An 18,245-nucleotide genomic window follows, 5' to 3' on the forward strand; every position below is an offset into this window, starting at 1 on the left:
GCCGGCATGAGGGGTAGCAAGGCTGGAGCTGTATAAACCGCTCCAGCCTTACCTACCCCTGGGACCCTTGGTGGGAGCGGACTTGTCCGCGAAGCTTTTGCTCTTTGAAGACTGCCTGGCGGTTTCCCTGTGAAATTGCCAACATGCTCGCCTGATCGATCCCGGCCATTCATTCGCGGACAAGTCCGCTCCCACAGGTAGGGCTGTGCCCGGCGCGACACCGCGCAGCATTCGCGCCCTCGCTAAGCGCTAACTCCGGCAGCATCTTTCGTATTAAGGTACGGCTCCGGCCACAAGCCGCGATGCCCACAATACGAACAACACAGGAGTCGGTGATGAGCTATCAGCACCAGTACGTCGACGGTACCACCGTCCACTTCCCGCTCGGCAAGGTCGTCTGCATCGGCCGCAACTACGCCGAGCACGCCAAGGAACTGAACAACCCGGTGCCCAGCGAGCCGTTGCTGTTCATCAAGCCGGGCTCCTGCGTGGTGCCGCTCGATAGCGGTTTCAGCATTCCCGATGATCGCGGCTCGGTGCACTACGAGGCGGAGATCGCCGTGCTGATCGGCAAGCCACTGTCATCGAGGCCCGATGCCGAGGAAGTGCGCGACGCCATCAGCGGCTTCGCCCCGGCTTTGGACCTGACCCTGCGCGACGTGCAGGCCAAGCTCAAGGAGAAGGGCTACCCCTGGGAAATCGCCAAGAGTTTCGATGGTGCCTGCGTACTGGCGCCCTTCGTGCCGGGCGATGCCATCGAGGACCTGGCCGATATCGGCATTCGCCTGGTCATCAACGGTGAGACCCGCCAGGACGGCAACAGCCGCGACATGCTCAACCCCATCATCGCCATGATCCAGCACATGGCCGGGCATTTCGCCCTGCAGCCGGGCGACGTGATTCTCACTGGCACGCCGGTCGGCGTCGGCGCCCTGAACAAGGGCGACGAGCTGGAGCTGGAGCTGGTCGGTCACAGTCGCTTCAGCAGCCGCGTGTTGTAAGCGCTAGTAGACGCGGCGGGCTCGGTACAGATCACCCTTGGGCGTTGGGGGCGTCAGGCAGCCCCGCCAGAGACGACGAGGACAGCGTCCTCGTCGTCGTTTCACTCCGTCTTCAGCGAACCGGTACCGCTTGCCAGCGAGTGATGGCGGATTCAGCTTGGCTTAAGCGGCGATTCAGTCTGGCTTCAGCTAGCGGCACTAATCTGACCCCGTCACTTACGAACAACGAGGTTCACACCATGAAACGTACCGCTCTCGCTCTGATGGTTCTGCCGCTGCTCAGCACTGCCGCTTTCGCCACTGGCTACACCGGCCCGGGCGCCACCCCGCAGGTCACCACCGTGTCCGCCGCGCTGGAAGCTGCCGACGATACCCATGTGGTACTGGAAGGCCAGATCGTCAAGCGCCTGCAGGACGAGCTCTACGAGTTCAAGGACGCCACCGGCACCATCCAGGTCGAGATCGACGATGAAGACTGGCCGGGTCAGCAAGTTTCGGAAACCGCCAAGGTGCGTCTGACCGGTGAAGTCGACAAGGACTTCAACAGCCGCGAGATCGATGTGGATCGCGTCGAGCTGATCAACTGATCGCGATGCCCCCAGCCCGCCCGCCACGTCAGTTCGTGGCGGGCTTTTTCGTGTTAGTCAGAGTAATCCACCATGCGTCGTCTGCTCTCCATCAATCCCTGGCTGTATCTGCTGCTCTTCGTGCTGGTGCTCACCGCTGTACTGGGCCAGCAGTACCGGCTGTTCGAGCGAGCCTGGTTCTCCGTGCAGGAATGGCAGCATGGCGCGCAATGGCGCGGGCAGTCGTTGTGGCTGGGCGACTACCGCGTAGTGATTGAGGCCAAGCCCATCGCCGATATCAGCGACGTCTCGGCGCTGACCTACGACCCGGACCGGCGCAGCCTGTTCAGCGTCACCAACAAGCCGGCCAAGGTGATCGAGCTGAGCCTGCAGGGCGACCTGCTGCGCACCATCGACCTCGAAGGGTTTGGTGATCCCGAGGCCATCGAATATGTGGCGCCTGGCATCTATGTGATTGCCGATGAGCGCGAGCAGCGCCTAGTCAAGGTGCGTATCGATGGCGCCTCGCGGGTGATCGATGCCGCCGACTTCCAACAGCTTTCGCTGGGTATCGGTCGTAACGGCAACAAGGGTTTCGAAGGCCTTGCCTACGACGCGCAGAACCAGCGCCTGCTGGTGGCCAAGGAGCGCGACCCGGTGCGCATCTTCGAAGTGCTCGGCTTCCCGCATGTCGATGACAGCAAGCCGTTGGCGCTGCAGGTCAATACCGATCCCAAGCGCGATGCGCGGCTGTTCGTGCGCGACCTCTCCAGCCTCGACTTCGATACGGCGACCGGTCATCTGCTGGCCCTGTCGGACGAGTCGCGCCTGGTGATCGAGCTAAATGCCGCAGGCAAGCCGGTCAGCACCCTGTCACTGCTGCGCGGCCAGCATGGCCTGCAACACAGCGTGCCGCAGGCCGAGGGCGTGGCGACGGATGACGCGGGCAATCTCTACCTGATCAGCGAACCGAATCTGTTCTACGTCTTTCGCAAGCCGCAGTGACTGCCCTCAGTGCGCGTGGCTCTTGCCGACGTGGGTATGGCCGTCATCGGGCAAGGGCTGCACGCCGCCGCTGACATTGAGCTGGCGCAGGATGCCGCAGTCCTCCGCCTCCTGCGGGCCATTGCAGCGGTCGCGCAGTTCGCTTAGCTGGTCGCGCAGCGCCAGCAGACTGGTGATGCGCGCCTCCACGTGCTCGATATGTTCGTCCACCAGGCTGTTGATGCCGGCGCAGCTTTCGTGGGGCAGGTCGCGCAGGGCCAACAGCCGCTGGATTTCTTCCAGGGTCATGTCCAGCGTCCGGCAATTGCGGATGAACACCAGGCGCTCCAGGTGCTCGTCGCCGTACAGGCGGTAATTGCCTTCGCTTCGCGCGGGCGCCGGCAGCAGCCCCTCGCGCTCGTAATAGCGCACGGTTTCCACCTGGCAGCCGGCCTTCTTCGCCAATTCACCGATTTTCATGCGATCGCCTCCGTGGGTGCTTGACCCTATAGTGACTACAGGGTGTGTACTGCGCAACAGAGACCTGACGGAGACTTGCCATGAGCCGCTGCTGCGATCACTCGCACCAAAAGCCACCCACCCGCCACGAGCATGACCATGAACCGGCGCCTCAGGCGTCCGTGGTCGAGCCGCTAGACGGGGCAGTGACCACCCGCATCCGCATCGAGCAGATGGACTGCCCGACCGAGGAACGCCTGATCCGCGATGCGCTGGGCCGGCTGCCTGGCGTGGCGGGCCTGCAATTCAATCTGCTGCAGCGGGTGCTCGTCGTCAGCCATGACGAAGGGGCGCTGGCTCAGGTAGTGCCAGCGATTCAGGCGCTGGGCTTTACCCCTCAAGTGGAGGATCAAGGCGCTGCTCAACAGCCGGCCGCCGCGCCGGCGAAGAAGCCCTGGTGGCCGCTTGCGCTGGCCGCAGTGGTGGCCACCGCTTCGGAGGTAGTGCATTTCGCCGCGCTCGGGCCGGACTGGTTGGTGGCCATGCTGGCCCTCGCTGCCATCGGTCTGTGTGGGCTGAATACCTACAAGAAGGGCTGGATCGCCCTGAAGAACCGCAACCTCAACATCAACGCTCTGATGAGCATCGCCGTGACGGGTGCAGTGCTGATCGGCCAGTGGCCGGAGGCGGCGATGGTGATGGTGCTGTTCACTCTGGCCGAGTTGATCGAGGCGCGTTCGCTGGATCGGGCACGCAACGCCATCCGTGGCCTGATGGACCTGGCGCCGCCGCGCGCCACTGTCAGGCAGGCCGACGGCAGCTGGCTGGAAGTCGACGTTCAGGCCATCGCCCTCGGCGCCGTGGTGCGCGTTCGTCCGGGCGAGCGTATTAGCCTCGATGGCGAGGTGGTCGGCGGCAGCTCGACGGTCAACCAGGCGCCGATCACCGGGGAAAGCCTACCGGTGGAAAAACGTGCGGGCGATTCCGTCTTCGCCGGCACCATCAACGAGGCAGGTTCGCTGGAGTTCCGCGTGACTGCCGCGGCGCGCGACACCACGCTGGCGCGCATCATCCATGCGGTGGAAGAGGCGCAGGGCTCGCGTGCACCGACCCAGCGCTTCGTCGACCAGTTCTCGCGCATCTATACCCCGGCGGTGTTCGCCTTCGCCCTGGCGGTGGCCGTATTGCCGCCGCTGCTTATCGGCGGCGCCTGGTTCGACTGGGTCTACCGCGCCTTGGTGTTGCTGGTGGTGGCCTGCCCCTGTGCGCTGGTGATTTCCACTCCGGTGACCATCGTCAGCGGCCTGGCGGCGGCGGCGCGCAAGGGCATTCTGATCAAGGGCGGCGTATATCTGGAGAATGGCCGCCACCTGGCCTTGCTGGCGCTGGACAAGACCGGCACCCTGACCCACGGCAAGCCGGTGCAGACCGACAGTCTCCACCTACTGGAGGTGGAAGAGCCCGTGCATGCGGTTTGGGCGGCGAGCCTGGCCGCGCGTTCCGACCACCCGGTTTCCAGGGCGCTGGCCCTGCGGGCTGAAGAACAGGGGCAGGCACTGCTCGACGTCGAGGACTTCGAAGCGCTGCCGGGGCGCGGCAGCAAAGGCCGTATCGATGGCAGGCTGCTGTATATGGGCAATCACCGTCTGGTCGAAGATCTCCGGCTCTGCTCGGCGCAGTTGGAGCAGCGCCTCGAAGCACTGGAGCGTCAGGGCAAGAGCGTAGTAGTGCTGTGTGACGAGCAGCGCGCGCTGATGCTCTTCGCCGTGGCCGATACGGTGCGCCAGACCAGCCGCGAGGCGATTGCCGAGCTGCATGGGCTGGGCGTGCGTACCTGCATGCTCACTGGTGACAACGCCCACACTGCGGCGGCCATCGCCGAGCAGGTCGGCGTCGATGAGGCGCGCGGCGACCTGCTGCCGGCGGACAAGCTGGCCTGGATCGAGACGAGCCAGGCGCGCGGCAAGGTGGTCGGCATGGTGGGCGATGGCATCAACGATGCGCCGGCGCTGGCCAGGGCCGAGATCGGCTTCGCCATGGGCGCCGCTGGCACCGATACGGCGATCGAGACGGCCGACGTCGCACTGATGGACGACGATCTGCGCAAGATTCCGGCTTTCGTCCGTCTTTCCCGGCAGACCCACGCGATCCTGCTGCAGAACATCGTCCTGGCGCTGGGCATCAAGGCGATCTTCCTGGGCATGACCCTGGCGGGCGCGGCGACCATGTGGATGGCGGTGTTCGCCGACATGGGCGTCAGCCTGATGGTGGTGTTCAACGGCCTGCGCCTGTTGCGCAAATAAGGAAGCTGCCATGAAGTTGCAAGAAGCCATCGACGAAGCCTTCAACCAGGCGCTGCACGAACTGGCTGCCCGCCGTAGCGCCGCAGCGCTGGTCTGGCTGGAGCGGGCACACATCCTCACCCAGCGTCGCCCATGGCTGCATGCACGTTCACATTGGCTGATGCTGCGCGCCGGCTGGCAACAAGGCGATATGCGTGAGGTGCTGGGGCAAGTGCCGCGCATCCTGGCGGCGCTGTTGTTCTCGCGCATCTGGGTACCCGTCGGCAACACCGGACGGGCGCGGGTCAGTGCCTTTCAACCGATGCCGGTCACTGAGGATTTACAGGCATTGCTGGCATCTGAACGTCAGCAGCGAGTGCCGGAAGCCTAGGCATCCGGCACTCGCCTCGTCATATCAGAACAGGTAATGCAGGCCCAGGGTGTAACCGGCCTGGTCACCATTGTCGTGCTGTAGACGTGCATTGGCCTCGGCGTAGACGGCAAAGGCTTCGCTGACCGCCAATTGTGCGCCCAGGCGCGCGCGGGCGAAGTGTTTGTCGTTCTCCAGGCCATTGGCCACGCGCCGCGCCGAGCCATCGGCGAGACTGGTCACCACGAAGTCCTCGCTCATGCCATCGCCCAGTTCCTCGATCCAGGCCAGGCTTGCGTAGGGCTGCAGGCGTATCGCCCCATCCAGGGCGAAGTGGCCGCGTACCTGCCAGCCGAGGCTCAGCTCCATGGAGTCGAAACGGTCGTCATCGAAGCGCAGGGCAGTGCGTTGCGTGGACTTTTCACTGAAACCGTCGAGCTTGTAGTGGCGATAGTCGATGCCCACTTGCGGGCCGGTACGCCAGTCGCCGAAGAGCAGGTCATAGCCACCGAGCAGGCGCGCCCCCCAGAAGGTCGCGTCGGTCTCGCCGGAGAGCCGCTGGTTGAGCAATACGGGCCCGCCAGCGTTGCCCTGGATGAGCACCGAACGGTCCAGGTCGAAGCGGGTACGGCCCGCGCTGATGTCGGCATTCAGCCACAGCGGTCCGGCATTGCTCAGCAGCGCATAGAGGCCCGCCTGCCAGGTATCGCTCTCGACCTTGCCGCCGTGCTGCAGGTCATCCTTGCCGCGGGTGAAGCTCAGGCCGGCGCCAAGGTTCAGCCATTCGCTGAGCTGGGTGTCGCCGAACATATAAGCGGTAGCCTGGCGCGAGCGCTGGTCCAGCGGGCTATCGAAGCCGCCGCTGGGCGAGAGCTGGCCTTCCACGCCAACGCTGCCGTCGACGCTGCCGACTTCGCGCGGTGTGGCCCGCAGGGTCTGCCAGCGGCGTTCGAGCAGTTGCTGGTGGGTCTGCTGCTGGCGTGCCAGGGTGTCTTCCAGTGTGCCCAGCATGGCGCCACCGGATTGCGCCGCGTAGCGCAGGTCGGTGTTGGTGGCTTCCAGCACCAGGCGGGTCAGCAGCCGGGAATAGTCACGTAGGCGTTGTGCGATGCGCTCCTCGCCGAAAGCGCCGACCAGCACGGTCTCGTTGTCCAGGGCCGGGTTGTGCCAGGTCGCGCCGCCTGGGATGGCCGGGTTGGTGGTCTGGTCATAACCATCGAGCGCGCCGATTTCCCAGTTGGTGGCTTCCAGGAACAGCACCGGAATACCCAGCCCCTCGAAGCTTTCGGCGTCGCTGCAGCAGCCGGTGCCTGCCGGGTAGCCGGCGTTGAGGCCTGGGTTGGTGTGCAGGTCGATGCCCAGCTCCTCGGCGATGCGGAAGGTGTGTTCGCGCAGCGACGCCAGCTCTGGCGCGGCAACGCTGTCGGAGCCGGCGTGGGCGTACATCATGTCGCCGGTGATCAGGCTGTCGATGTTGATCATGCCGGTCAGGCGGGCACGTGCCTCGGCGTCCAGGGAGGCGACGTAGGCGCGCGAGCCCCTGAGCCCTTCTTCTTCTGCGCCGAAGCCGATGAAGGTCACGCCGTCCTCGAAGGAAAGCCCCGCCAGGTTGCGGGCGATCTCCGTCAGCACGCCGGCGCCCGAGGCGTTGTCGTCCAGGCCCTGCAGGGTGGGGCGGCCGAAGTAGGTATCGAAGTGGGCGCCGATCACCAGGTTGTTGCCGGTAATACCGCGCGTCTCGGCGATCACGTTCTGCGAGTTGCGGTTACCTGCCCAGGTGAAATCCTGGCGATAGTTGTCGTAACCGGACGCAGACAGGCGTTGTTCCATCCAGGCGGTCGCACCGGCAAAACTGGCGGTATCGCGGTAGCGGCCCGGGTAGTCGTTGATCAGCGTGTCGACGGTCACGCCGGCATACTCGCCGTACTGGTAGGCCATGGCCAAGGGGGATAACAGCGTGCCGGCCAGGCCCAGTCCCAGGATGAGGGGTTTGATCACATCATGCTCCTTATGGTGTTTTTGTGGCATTCAGCGCAGAGCAGTATGTGGGCCTGAAAGCGAAACGTGCAGGGAAATGACGCAGAAGATGGTGGCAGGTGTCGCGTCATCGTAAAAAAACGGGCAGGTGCCGCGATGGCGCCGATTGCGTATGCGCGAATAACTGGCAGGCCGGGCGCTTATTTGGTGCAAGCAAGCGGCGGGTTGGGCGGGGGGATGCCCCGCCCGGAGGGTTCAGCGCTTGAGCGTTTTCACGCCTTCGGCGGTGCCGAGCAGCAGCAGATCGGCCGGGCGGGCGGCGAACAGGCCGTTGGTGACCACGCCGACGATGGCGTTGATGTCCGCTTCCAGCTTCACCGGATCGGTGATCGACAGGTTGTGCACGTCGAGGATGACGTTGCCGTTGTCGGTCAGCACGCCCTCGCGGTACACCGGGTCGCCGCCGAGCTTCACCAGCTCGCGCGCCACGTGGCTGCGGGCCATGGGGATGACTTCCACCGGCAGCGGGAAGGCGCCGAGCACCGGTACCAGCTTGCTGGCGTCGGCGATGCAGATGAAGGTCTTGGCCACGGCGGCGACGATTTTCTCGCGGGTCAGCGCGGCGCCGCCGCCCTTGATCAGGTGCAGGCGCTCGTCGCTCTCGTCGGCGCCGTCGACATAGAACTCCAGCTCGGCGGTGCTGTTGAGGTCGTAGACCGGGATGCCATGGCCCTTCAGGCGCGCAGCGGTGGCTTCGGAACTGGCGACGGCGCCGTCGAAGTCCATCTTGTGCCTGGCCAGTGCGTCGATGAAGAAATTGGCGGTGGAGCCGGTGCCGACGCCGACGATGCTCTTGGCGTCGAGGCGGGGAAGAATGTGGTCGACGGCGGCCTGGGCCACGGCCTGTTTCAACTGATCCTGGTTCATCGCGGGGGAATGCCTGGAAAGGTGGGAGATGTGGCGCGAATTATAGCCGCAAGTGGCGCGTTGACGGGGCAGAACCCGCGCGTTTCGTATGGTCGCCCGGCGCGGCGCTGGGGTAGACTCGGCAGTCCCTCAAAGCCCGAACGCCTGCGAAATCGCCATGCTCGAACAGTACGTGAAGAAGACCCTCACCTCGCGCGTCTACGACGTCGCGGTGGAAACCCCGCTGCAACCCGCCCGTCAGCTCAGTGAGCGGCTGGGCAGCCAGATTCTGCTCAAGCGCGAGGATCTGCAGCCGGTGTACTCGTTCAAGATTCGTGGCGCCTACAACAAGCTGGCACAACTGTCCGCCGAAGAGCTGGCGCGTGGCGTGGTCACTGCTTCGGCCGGCAACCATGCGCAGGGCCTGGCCCTGGCGGCCAAGCATCTGGGGGTGAAGGCGACCATCGTCATGCCGCGTACCACGCCGGAGCTGAAGGTGCAGGGCGTGCGCTCGCGTGGCGGCAAGGTGGTGCTGCACGGCGATGCCTTCCCCGAGGCGCTGGCGCATTCGCTGAAGCTGGTGGAGGAGAAGGGCTACACCTACATTCACCCGTACGATGATCCGCTGGTGATCGCCGGCCAGGGCACCGTGGCCATGGAGGTGCTGCGCCAGCACCAGGGCCACATCGACGCCATCTTCGTGCCGGTCGGTGGCGGCGGCCTGATCGCCGGCATCGCTGCGTACGTGAAATACCTGCGTCCGGAGATCAAGGTGATCGGCGTCGAGCCGGACGATTCCAACTGTCTGCAGCAGGCCATAGCTGCAGGCGAGCGCGTGGTGTTGCCGACGGTCGGCTTGTTCGCCGATGGCGTGGCGGTGGCGCAGATCGGCCAGCACACCTTCGATATCTGCAAGCATCACGTCGATGAGGTGATCACCGTCAGCACCGACGAGATCTGCGCGGCGATCAAGGACATCTACGACGATACCCGCTCGATCACCGAGCCGGCCGGCGCACTGGCCGTCGCCGGGATCAAGAAGTACGTCGAGCGTGAGGGCATCAGGGGCGAAGTGCTGGTGGGCATCGATTCCGGCGCCAACGTCAACTTCGACCGCCTGCGCCACGTTGCCGAGCGCGCCGAGCTGGGCGAGAAGCGCGAGGCGATCATCGCCGTGACCATCCCCGAGCAGCCGGGCAGCTTCAAGGCCTTCTGCGAGGCGGTGGGCAAGCGCCAGATCACCGAATTCAACTACCGCTATCACAGCGAAGGCGAGGCGCACATCTTCGTCGGCGTGCAGACCCACCCGGAGAACGACCCGCGTCAGGCGCTGGTCGAGGGGCTGCGCGAGCAGGGCTTCCCGGTGCTGGATCTGACCGATAACGAGCTGGCCAAGCTACATATCCGCCATATGGTTGGTGGCCATGCTGCCGGTGTCGGTGACGAGGTGGTGCTGCGCTTCGAGTTCCCCGAGCGTCCCGGTGCGCTGTTCAACTTCCTGCAGAAACTGGGCGGGCGCTGGAACATCTCGATGTTCCACTACCGCAACCATGGTGCCGCCGATGGCCGGGTGCTGGCCGCGCTGCAGGTGCCGGAAGACGAACGCCACCTGGTGCCGGCGGCGCTGGACGCCATCGGTTATCCCTACTGGGATGAAAGCGACAACCCGGCCTATCGCCTGTTTCTGGGCTGAACACTGCCTTCGACGTAACCCGCCGCAGCGCGCTGGCGGGTTGCACCCGCCCTACGTAATCGCCTGATAACAATGGAAGCCTCAATGGAACACTATCTGCTGGTTCGCATTCTCCACAGCGCCCCGGGCATATTGCTGCTGCTCGGCCTGATCGCCCACGGCGTCATGCTGTTCAAGGCGCAGCGCGGCGGTGATGCGGTCGTGCTGGCGCGTAAGCTGCGCGTGACCCTGCTGTTCAGCTTCCCGGCGTTCGCCGTGCTGGCGCTGAGCCTGCCGGTTACCGGCTACTGGATGGTCGATACTGCCGGCTGGCCGCTGGGGCAGACCTGGCTGCTGCTGGGCAGCATTCTATATGGCGTGATGATGCTGCTCGGCCTGCTGTTGGCTGGTCGTCTGGCAGCCTGGCGCGCGCTGGGCGATACGCCGGCGCCGACAGGGTTGAAGCGCCTGTGCCTGATCTATGCCGGGCTGATCCTGGTGTTGCTGATCGTCATCATGGCGCTGATGGGCGCCAAGCCCGCCTGAGCCGGGGAGCCGGACAGCATCCGGGCTGCGCTTTTTTGTAGGAGCGAATTTATTCGCGATCCTCGCGAGTACGAAGACAAAGCTCTTCGCGGATAAATCCGCTCCTACAGTATCGCAGGCGTGCTCGCGTCAATGTGCGATCAGGGCTTGCCTCAGCGCAGCGAGATCACCGGCCAGCCGCGCTCGATGGCGGTGGCGCGCAGCACGTCGTCCGGGTCGACCGCCACCGGGTTGGCTACCGCCTCCAGCAGAGGCAGGTCATTGCGCGAGTCGCTGTAGAAGTAGGCGTCGTCCAGGTTGTAACCCGATTCGGCCAGCCATTCCTTCAAGCGCGTCACCTTGCCGCCCTGGTAGCACGGCGTGCCGGTGATCTGCCCGGTATAACGGCCGTCCTGCATGCCGCATTCGGAGGCGATCAGCGTCTCCACACCCAGGCGCTCGGCGATCGGCGTGGTGATGAAGCGGTTGGTGGCGGTGATGATCACCAGCTTGTCGCCCGCGGCGCGGTGCTTCGCCAGCAGCGCCTCACCCTTGGCCAGGATGATCGGCTCGATCACCTCGGCCATGAACTCGCCATGCCACTGCGCCAGTTGCGCCATTTCGCTACGCCCAAGGATGGCCTGGCTGAAATTCTGGTAGGCCACGATGTCCAGCTTTCCGGCGCAGTAGTCGGCATAGAAGGCATCGTTGCGCGCCAGGTACTCGGCTGCGTCGACCAGGCCGCGCTGACAGACGAATTCGCCCCAGCTGTGGTCGCTGTCGCCAGCCAGCAGGGTATTGTCGAGATCGAAAAGGGCCAAGCGCACGGTTCTGTACCTGTTCTTCACATGTTTGGGGCGCGCCAGAATAGCCGCTTTGACCGGGCTTTCCCACTGCCGCCAAACCCGCGTTGCTGCTGGACTCGGCTTTGTGGAACAATGCCGGAACTTGCGTGTACGAGGTTGCTTGCCGTGATCGACTCCGATGGTTTCCGCCCGAATGTCGGCATCATCCTGACTAATGATGTCGGCCAGGTGCTTTGGGCCAGGCGTATCAATCAGGACGCCTGGCAGTTTCCGCAGGGCGGCATCAATGATCGTGAATCGCCGACCGATGCGCTTTACCGTGAACTGAATGAAGAGGTCGGGCTCGAAGAGCAGGACGTGAAGATCCTCGCCTGCACCCGCGGCTGGTTGCGTTATCGTCTGCCGCAGCGCCTGGTGCGCACGCACAGCCAGCCGCTGTGCATCGGGCAGAAGCAGAAATGGTTCCTGTTGCGCCTGACCGGCGGTGAAGACCGCGTACGCATGGACCTGACCGGCAAGCCGGAGTTCGACGGCTGGCGCTGGGTCAGCTACTGGTACCCGCTGGGGCAGGTGGTCACATTCAAGCGCGAGGTGTATCGCCGTGCGCTCAAGGAACTTGCCCCGCGCCTGATAGTGCGCGACTGATACGGACCCCAATCGAGCATGCTCAATACGCTGCGCAAGATCGTCCAGGAAGTGAATGCCGCCAAGGATCTCAAGGCGGCATTGACGATCATTGTGCAACGGGTGAAGGAAGCGATGGGCAGTCAGGTCTGCTCGGTCTACCTGCTCGATCCGGAAAGCAACCGCTTCGTGCTGATGGCCACCGACGGCCTCAACAAGCGCTCCATCGGCAAGGTCAGCATGGCGCCGAGCGAGGGTCTGGTCGGCCTGGTCGGTAGCCGCGAGGAACCCCTGAACCTCGAAGATGCCGCAGGCCACCCGCGCTATCGCTACTTCGCCGAGACCGGCGAGGAGCGCTATGCCTCCTTCCTCGGTGCACCGATCATCCACCACCGCCGCGTGATGGGCGTGCTCGTCGTGCAGCAGAAGGAGCGCCGCCAGTTTGACGAGGGCGAAGAAGCCTTCCTGGTCACCATGAGCGCGCAGCTCGCCGGGGTCATTGCCCATGCCGAGGCTACCGGTTCGATACGTGGTCTGGGGCGTCAGGGCAAAGGCGTGCAGGAGGCCAAGTTCGTCGGCGTGCCGGGTGCGCCGGGGGCAGCGGTCGGTACCGCTGTCGTGGTGCTGCCCCCGGCCGATCTCAATGTAGTTCCAGACCGTAGCGTCGATGACATTGCCGCCGAACTGGAACTGTTCGACAAGGCGCTGGGTTGGGTGCGCGAGGACATGCAGGAGCTGTCCGAGAAGCTCGCCACGCAACTGCGCAAGGAAGAGCGCGCGCTGTTCGACGTCTACCTGATGATGCTCGAGGATGCCGCGCTGGGTAACGAGGTGCGCAAGGTCATCCGCACCGGCCAATGGGCGCAGGGCGCCTTGCGCCAGGTGGTGCTCGACCACGTCAAACGCTTCGAGCTGATGGACGATGCCTACCTGCGCGAGCGCGCCAGTGATGTGCGCGACCTCGGCCGGCGCCTGCTCGCCTACCTGCAGGAAGAGCGCAAGATTTCCCTGGTCTATCCCGACAACACAATCCTGGTCAGCGAAGAACTGTCGCCGGCGATGCTCGGCGAGGTGCCGGAAGGCAAGCTGGTCGGCCTGATCTCGGTGACCGGCTCGGGCAACTCCCACGTGGCGATCTTCGCCCGCGCCATGGGCATCCCCACGGTGATGGGCGTGGTCGACCTGCCGTATTCGAAGATCGACGGCATCAAGCTGATCGTCGACGGCTACCACGGCGAAGTCTTCACCAACCCCAGCGAGTTGCTGAGCAAGCAGTACGCCGATGTAGTCGAGGAGGAGCGCCAGCTCACCGAGGGCCTCGACGCCCTGCGCGCTCTGCCCTGCGAGACGCTCGACGGCCACCGCATGCCGCTGTGGGTCAACACCGGCCTGCTCGCTGACGTAGCCCGTGCCCAGCAGCGCGGTGCCGAGGGCGTTGGCCTGTACCGCACCGAAGTGCCGTTCATGATCAACGAGCGCTTCCCCAGCGAGAAGGAGCAGCTCGCCACCTATCGCGAGCAGCTGCAGGCCTTCCACCCGCTGCCGGTGACCATGCGTACCCTGGATATCGGCGGCGACAAGGCGCTGTCTTACTTCCCGATCAAGGAAGAGAACCCCTTCCTCGGCTGGCGTGGCATCCGCGTCACCCTCGACCACCCGGAAATCTTCCTGGTGCAGACCCGCGCCATGCTCAAGGCCAGCGAGGGGCTGGACAACCTGCGCATCCTGTTGCCGATGATCTCCGGCACCCAGGAACTGGAAGAGGCGTTGCACCTGATCCATCGCGCCTGGGGCGAAGTGCGTGACGAAGGCACCGACGTGCCGCTGCCGCCCATCGGTCTGATGATCGAGATTCCGGCGGCGGTCTACCAGACCCGCGAACTGGCGCGGCAGGTGGACTTTCTCTCGGTGGGTTCCAACGACCTGACCCAGTACCTGCTGGCGGTGGACCGCAACAATCCGCGCGTGGCCGATCTCTACGACTTCCTCCACCCGGCGGTGTTGCAGGCGCTGCAAAAGGTGGTCAACGACGCGCATCTCGAGGGCAAGCCAGTGAGCATCTGCGGCGAGATGGCCGGCGACCCGGCTGCGGCCGTGCTGCTACTGGCCATGGGATTCGATTCGCTGTCGATGAACGCCACCAACCTGCCCAAGGTGAAATGGCTGCTGCGCCAGGTGACCCAGAGCAAGGCCAAGGAGTTGCTCGGTCAGGTAATGACTATGGACAACCCCCACCTGATCTACAGCACCCTGCACCTGGCGCTGCGCAATCTGGGCCTGGGTCGGGTGATCAACCCGGCTTCGAATATTCAGGCCTGATTCGCATAGCAGGCCGTTGAAAAACTACCTGCGTTGCCATTGCTGCGTTAAAAACAGCCTCGCGTGCGAGCCCAGGCTAGGCGCCCCCGTCAAAAATGCTCATGTACAACACGTAAAGTCGAGCGCGACTCCGAGCGTTTTTCGGCTGTTTTTGTGGGGCCGCCATCGGTATGCACTGGCTGCCTCGGCTCGGGCTTCCTGCTTCGCTCTGCCTCCTGCATCCGTGCAGTCGTCGCCTACGTTTTTCAACAGCCTGATAGGTAGGAGCGAGCTTTGCTCGCGAACCCTGGCTACGCAGAAAAGCTTCGCGAGCAGAGCTCACCAGTGGGAGGCGCTTCAGCGGCGAAAAGCTCGCGGCTAAAGCCCCTCCTACAAGGGCTGTACTCCGCAGAACTGTTCCCCGGATTACATCCGGGCTACCCGCTGAATGCCACCTCGCCCAACACTGTGCCATGCGGGCCGAAGCTGCGCTCGGTGATGCTCCAGCGCCCATCTCCGTACAGATTCAAAGCCGTACTGGCGCGGGTGCCGTAGGCCTCGCCGATGATGAAGGCAGTCGACAGCAGGCGTTCCGTCGCCAGCCCTACGCCAGTGTCCGGCAACAGATGATCGGCCGGCGGGCTGTTGTCGGCGAGCAGCGCCATTAACGCTTCATCTTCGGCATCGATGCGCTCGCCGAGGGCGTTTCTGGCACGCAGCAGCTTCGGCCAGGGCGTATCGAGGTTGGCGTTGGACAGGCCATAGAGGCCGCCCTGCAACTGCCGGGCTCGTCCTTCCTGGGAATTGAAATGCCAGAGCTGATGGCGATCACCGACCAGCAGGTTGAAACCGGCATATTCGGCGGCGTCGCGCATGATCCTGTCGAGGTAGGCGGGCGGCGAATCCTGGCCCTGCAGGTAGTCGGCCGTCAGCGCGCCGCGTGAGCGTGGGCCGGCCTTCTGCTCCAAGTCGCGGATGTTGGTCAGTGCGGCAAAGCGGCCTTGCGTGGTGACGCCAAGCCAGGTGCCGCCGGCTTGCAGGTCGCGGCCGGCGAATACGCCGGGTGCATCCTGCCACTCGCCCAGCGCTGTGCTGGGGCGCGCATAGAACTCGTCGCGATTGGATGCCAGGCGCAGCACCGTCGGGCTTTCCGGCTGCCAGGCGAAGACGATCAGGCACATGCGCATTCCTCCAATGACGGAGTCTGGCAGGCTAGCGAGCTGAGGCGCGAGCGGCAACCGTTCCGTCGATCCGTGTGCCGTTGCGAGGGCATTTCCGCTACCATGCCCCTTTGTTTTTGGGGGTGTCGATGGAACTGCTGCTCTACCTGGTGCTGGGCTCGGCTGCCGGTGTGCTGGCTGGCCTGTTCGGCGTGGGTGGCGGTCTGATCATCGTGCCGGTGCTGGTGCTTAGCTTCACCTCGCAGGGCATTGCCACGGAAATTCTCACCCATTTGGCAGTGGGCACGTCCCTGGCGACCATCGTCTTCACCTCGATCAATTCGCTGCTCGAACATCATCGCAAGGGCGCGGTGCGCTGGCCGCTGTTCCGCTGGCTGACCCTGGGCATTGTGCTCGGTGCAGCGCTGGGGGCTGTGACCGCTGCGCTGATTCAGGGGCCGCTGCTGCAGAAGATCATCGGGACCTTCGCCATCGTCGTGGCCGCGCAGATGGCGCTTGACCTGAAACCCAAAGCCAGCCGCGGTGTCCCAGGCAAGCCGACGCTGACGGTGGCCGGTGGTGTGATTGGCTGGGCGTCGGCGATTTTCGGCATCGGCGGTGGTTCGCTGACCGTGCCCTTTCTGGTCTGGCGCAGCGTGCCGATCCAGCAGGCGGTGGCGACGTCTGCGGCCTGTGGTTTGCCGATCGCCATCGCTGGTGCGTTGAGTTTCATGTTTACCGGCTGGGGAAATGCGAATCTGCCGCCATGGAGCGTCGGTTACGTGTACCTCCCGGCCTTGCTGGGTATCGCCGTGACCAGCATGTTCTTTGCCCGTTTTGGTGCGCGCCTGGCTCATCGCCTGTCGCCGCAGTTGCTCAAGCGCCTGTTCGCCCTGCTGCTGTTCAGCGTGGGCGTGAGTTTTTTCATTTAAGGAGTCCTGGATGCTGCCTTATCCGCAGATCGACCCGGTGGCCATCGCCCTCGGCCCCCTGAAAATCCATTGGTACGGCCTGATGTACCTGATCGGAATCGGTGGCGCCTGGTTGCTGGCCTCGCGCCGGCTGGAGCGTTTCGACGCGAGCTGGAACAAGGACAAGCTGTCCGACCTGGTGTTCTGGGTGGCCATGGGGGTGATTCTCGGTGGGCGCCTGGGCTACGTGTTGTTTTACGACCTGGCGGCCTATGTCGCCGATCCGGCGAAAATCCTGCGGGTCTGGGAAGGCGGCATGTCCTTCCATGGCGGCCTGATCGGGGTGATGCTGGCCACCTGGTGGTTCGGCAAGCGCAACGGCAAGAGCTTCTTCGAGCTGATGGACTTCATCGCCCCGTTGGTACCGATCGGTCTGGGCGCCGGGCGCATCGGCAACTTCATCAACGCCGAGCTGTGGGGCAAGGCCACCGACGTGCCCTGGGCGATGATCTTCCCCACCGATCCGCAGCAACTGGCGCGCCATCCGTCGCAGCTTTACCAGTTCGCCCTGGAAGGCGTGGCGCTGTTCACCATCCTCTGGTTCTATTCGCGCAAACCGCGCCCAACCATGGCCGTGTCCGGCATGTTCGCCGCCTGCTATGGCGTGTTCCGCTTCATCGTCGAATTCGTCCGCGTGCCGGATGCCCAGCTTGGCTACCTGGCCTGGGGCTGGCTGACCATGGGGCAGATTCTCTGCCTGCCGATGATTCTCGGTGGTATCGGTCTGATCGCCTACGCCTACAAGCGCCAGCCCGTTCAAGGAGTCGCCTGATGAAACAGTACCTCGACCTGATGCGCCACGTGCGCGAGCACGGCACCTTCAAGGAAGACCGCACCGGCACCGGCACCTACAGCGTGTTCGGCTACCAGATGCGCTTCGACCTGGCTGATGGCTTCCCCATTGTCACCACCAAGAAGTGCCACCTGCGCTCGATCATCCATGAACTGCTGTGGTTCCTGCAGGGCGACACCAACATCAAGTACCTCAAGGAAAACGGCGTCAGCATCTGGGACGAGTGGGCCGACGAGAATGGCAACCTCGGCCCGGTGTACGGTTACCAATGGCGCAGTTGGCCGGCGCCCAACGGCGAATCCATCGACCAGATCGCCAAGCTGATCGAGATGATCAGGAAGAACCCGGACTCGCGTCGCCTGATCGTCTCTGCCTGGAACCCGGCGCTGGTCGACCAGATGGCCCTGCCGCCATGCCACGCGCTGTTCCAGTTCTACGTGGCTGACGGCAAGCTGTCCTGCCAGCTGTATCAGCGCTCGGCGGACATCTTCCTCGGTGTGCCCTTCAACATCGCCAGCTACGCGCTGCTGACGTTGATGGTGGCGCAGGTCTGCGACCTGCAGCCGGGCGAGTTCATCTGGACCGGCGGCGACTGCCACCTGTACGCCAACCATATCGAGCAGACCGACCTGCAGCTGACCCGCCAGCCGCTGCCGCTGCCGACCATGAAGCTCAACCCCGAGGTGAAGGACCTGCTGGCTTTCAAATTCGAGGACTTCGAACTGGTGGGCTACGAAGCGCACCCGCATATCAAGGCGCCAGTGGCGGTCTGAGACTTGCGTCTGGGCAGTTAGTCGGGCGCGGTTTGCTACCCTTTCACCGAACACGTGAAGAGGGAGTCCCTGGTGAGC

Annotated in this window: 17 protein-coding genes; 12 read left to right on the top strand and 5 right to left on the bottom strand. The window is 64.4% G+C overall.

What is annotated here, in order from left to right; translation table 11 throughout:
- The first annotated feature begins 335 nt into the window (after positions 1-335).
- The 3 genes from B2U07_RS11835 to B2U07_RS11845 all read left to right on the top strand — a co-directional run bounded on the left by B2U07_RS11835 (position 336) and on the right by B2U07_RS11845 (position 2,572).
- Complete coding sequence (locus tag B2U07_RS11835; protein ID WP_197856751.1) at positions 336-1,001, top strand: fumarylacetoacetate hydrolase family protein; 666 nt, start codon at positions 336-338, stop codon at positions 999-1,001.
- Positions 1,002-1,240: 239 nt separating this feature from the next.
- Entirely contained in the window at positions 1,241-1,588 is a 348-nt protein-coding gene (locus B2U07_RS11840) for a NirD/YgiW/YdeI family stress tolerance protein (RefSeq protein WP_197856752.1), read from the top strand.
- A 72-nt stretch (positions 1,589-1,660) separates the two neighbouring features.
- Positions 1,661-2,572 (top strand): SdiA-regulated domain-containing protein, encoded by a 912-nt coding sequence (locus B2U07_RS11845; protein ID WP_296277044.1) that lies wholly within the window; start codon positions 1,661-1,663, stop codon positions 2,570-2,572.
- A 6-nt stretch (positions 2,573-2,578) separates the two neighbouring features.
- On the opposite strand, the gene cadR is transcribed toward B2U07_RS11845, so the two are convergent.
- Positions 2,579-3,031 (bottom strand): Cd(II)/Pb(II)-responsive transcriptional regulator, encoded by a 453-nt coding sequence (cadR, locus tag B2U07_RS11850; RefSeq protein ID WP_296277046.1) that lies wholly within the window; start codon positions 3,029-3,031, stop codon positions 2,579-2,581.
- Positions 3,032-3,111: 80 nt separating this feature from the next.
- Here cadR and B2U07_RS11855 point away from each other — a divergent pair, with 80 nt between their 5' ends.
- Together B2U07_RS11855 and B2U07_RS11860 are read left to right on the top strand one after the other, a co-directional pair.
- Positions 3,112-5,313: a heavy metal translocating P-type ATPase gene (locus B2U07_RS11855; RefSeq protein WP_296277048.1), complete on the top strand. Its 2,202-nt coding sequence runs from the start codon at positions 3,112-3,114 to the stop codon at positions 5,311-5,313.
- A gap of 10 nt (positions 5,314-5,323) precedes the next feature.
- Entirely contained in the window at positions 5,324-5,683 is a 360-nt protein-coding gene (locus B2U07_RS11860) for a DUF3703 domain-containing protein (RefSeq protein ID WP_296271135.1), read from the top strand.
- Between the two features lie 24 nt (positions 5,684-5,707).
- Here B2U07_RS11860 and B2U07_RS11865 read toward each other — a convergent pair whose 3' ends face one another.
- Both B2U07_RS11865 and rpiA read right to left on the bottom strand, forming a co-directional pair.
- Complete coding sequence (locus B2U07_RS11865; protein ID WP_296277049.1) at positions 5,708-7,660, bottom strand: autotransporter domain-containing protein; 1,953 nt, start codon at positions 7,658-7,660, stop codon at positions 5,708-5,710.
- Positions 7,661-7,894: 234 nt separating this feature from the next.
- Positions 7,895-8,566, bottom strand: a complete 672-nt coding sequence (gene rpiA, locus B2U07_RS11870; protein WP_275546833.1) for a ribose-5-phosphate isomerase RpiA — start codon at positions 8,564-8,566, stop codon at positions 7,895-7,897.
- Positions 8,567-8,654: 88 nt separating this feature from the next.
- Here rpiA and ilvA point away from each other — a divergent pair, with 88 nt between their 5' ends.
- Positions 8,655-10,238 carry a threonine ammonia-lyase, biosynthetic gene (gene ilvA, locus B2U07_RS11875; protein WP_275546834.1) on the top strand — a complete coding sequence of 528 codons (1,584 nt, stop codon included), beginning with the start codon at positions 8,655-8,657 and terminating at the stop codon, positions 10,236-10,238.
- An 84-nt stretch (positions 10,239-10,322) separates the two neighbouring features.
- Positions 10,323-10,763 carry a DUF2269 family protein gene (locus tag B2U07_RS11880; RefSeq protein WP_275546835.1) on the top strand — a complete coding sequence of 147 codons (441 nt, stop codon included), beginning with the start codon at positions 10,323-10,325 and terminating at the stop codon, positions 10,761-10,763.
- Positions 10,764-10,915: 152 nt separating this feature from the next.
- Here B2U07_RS11880 and B2U07_RS11885 read toward each other — a convergent pair whose 3' ends face one another.
- Entirely contained in the window at positions 10,916-11,569 is a 654-nt protein-coding gene (locus B2U07_RS11885) for an HAD family hydrolase (protein ID WP_275546836.1), read from the bottom strand.
- 144 nt (positions 11,570-11,713) lie between these two features.
- Between B2U07_RS11885 and B2U07_RS11890 the strand changes: the two genes are divergently transcribed.
- Positions 11,714-12,193 carry an RNA pyrophosphohydrolase gene (locus tag B2U07_RS11890; protein WP_275546837.1) on the top strand — a complete coding sequence of 160 codons (480 nt, stop codon included), beginning with the start codon at positions 11,714-11,716 and terminating at the stop codon, positions 12,191-12,193.
- Positions 12,194-12,211: 18 nt separating this feature from the next.
- Positions 12,212-14,491, top strand: coding sequence for a phosphoenolpyruvate--protein phosphotransferase (gene ptsP, locus B2U07_RS11895; protein WP_197856763.1), 2,280 nt, complete (start codon positions 12,212-12,214; stop codon positions 14,489-14,491).
- Positions 14,492-14,907: 416 nt separating this feature from the next.
- Here the strand turns inward: ptsP and B2U07_RS11900 are convergent, their stop codons facing one another.
- Complete coding sequence (locus B2U07_RS11900; RefSeq protein WP_197856764.1) at positions 14,908-15,651, bottom strand: NRDE family protein; 744 nt, start codon at positions 15,649-15,651, stop codon at positions 14,908-14,910.
- Positions 15,652-15,779: 128 nt separating this feature from the next.
- Between B2U07_RS11900 and B2U07_RS11905 the strand changes: the two genes are divergently transcribed.
- From B2U07_RS11905 to B2U07_RS11915, 3 genes are read left to right on the top strand one after another with little or no spacing between them, the layout of a single operon-like run.
- A complete protein-coding gene (locus B2U07_RS11905) occupies positions 15,780-16,562 on the top strand; it encodes a sulfite exporter TauE/SafE family protein (protein WP_275546838.1) in 783 nt (260 codons plus the stop codon).
- Between the two features lie 10 nt (positions 16,563-16,572).
- Complete coding sequence (gene lgt, locus B2U07_RS11910; RefSeq protein WP_197856766.1) at positions 16,573-17,373, top strand: prolipoprotein diacylglyceryl transferase; 801 nt, start codon at positions 16,573-16,575, stop codon at positions 17,371-17,373.
- Positions 17,373-18,167, top strand: a complete 795-nt coding sequence (locus B2U07_RS11915) for a thymidylate synthase (RefSeq protein ID WP_275546839.1) — start codon at positions 17,373-17,375, stop codon at positions 18,165-18,167. The genes lgt and B2U07_RS11915 overlap by 1 nt, the downstream gene beginning before the upstream one ends.
- The last annotated feature ends 78 nt before the right edge of the window (positions 18,168-18,245 follow it).

Source organism: Pseudomonas sp. UBA7530 (assembly GCF_002479365.1).
In the GTDB taxonomy this organism is placed as follows: domain Bacteria; phylum Pseudomonadota; class Gammaproteobacteria; order Pseudomonadales; family Pseudomonadaceae; genus Aquipseudomonas.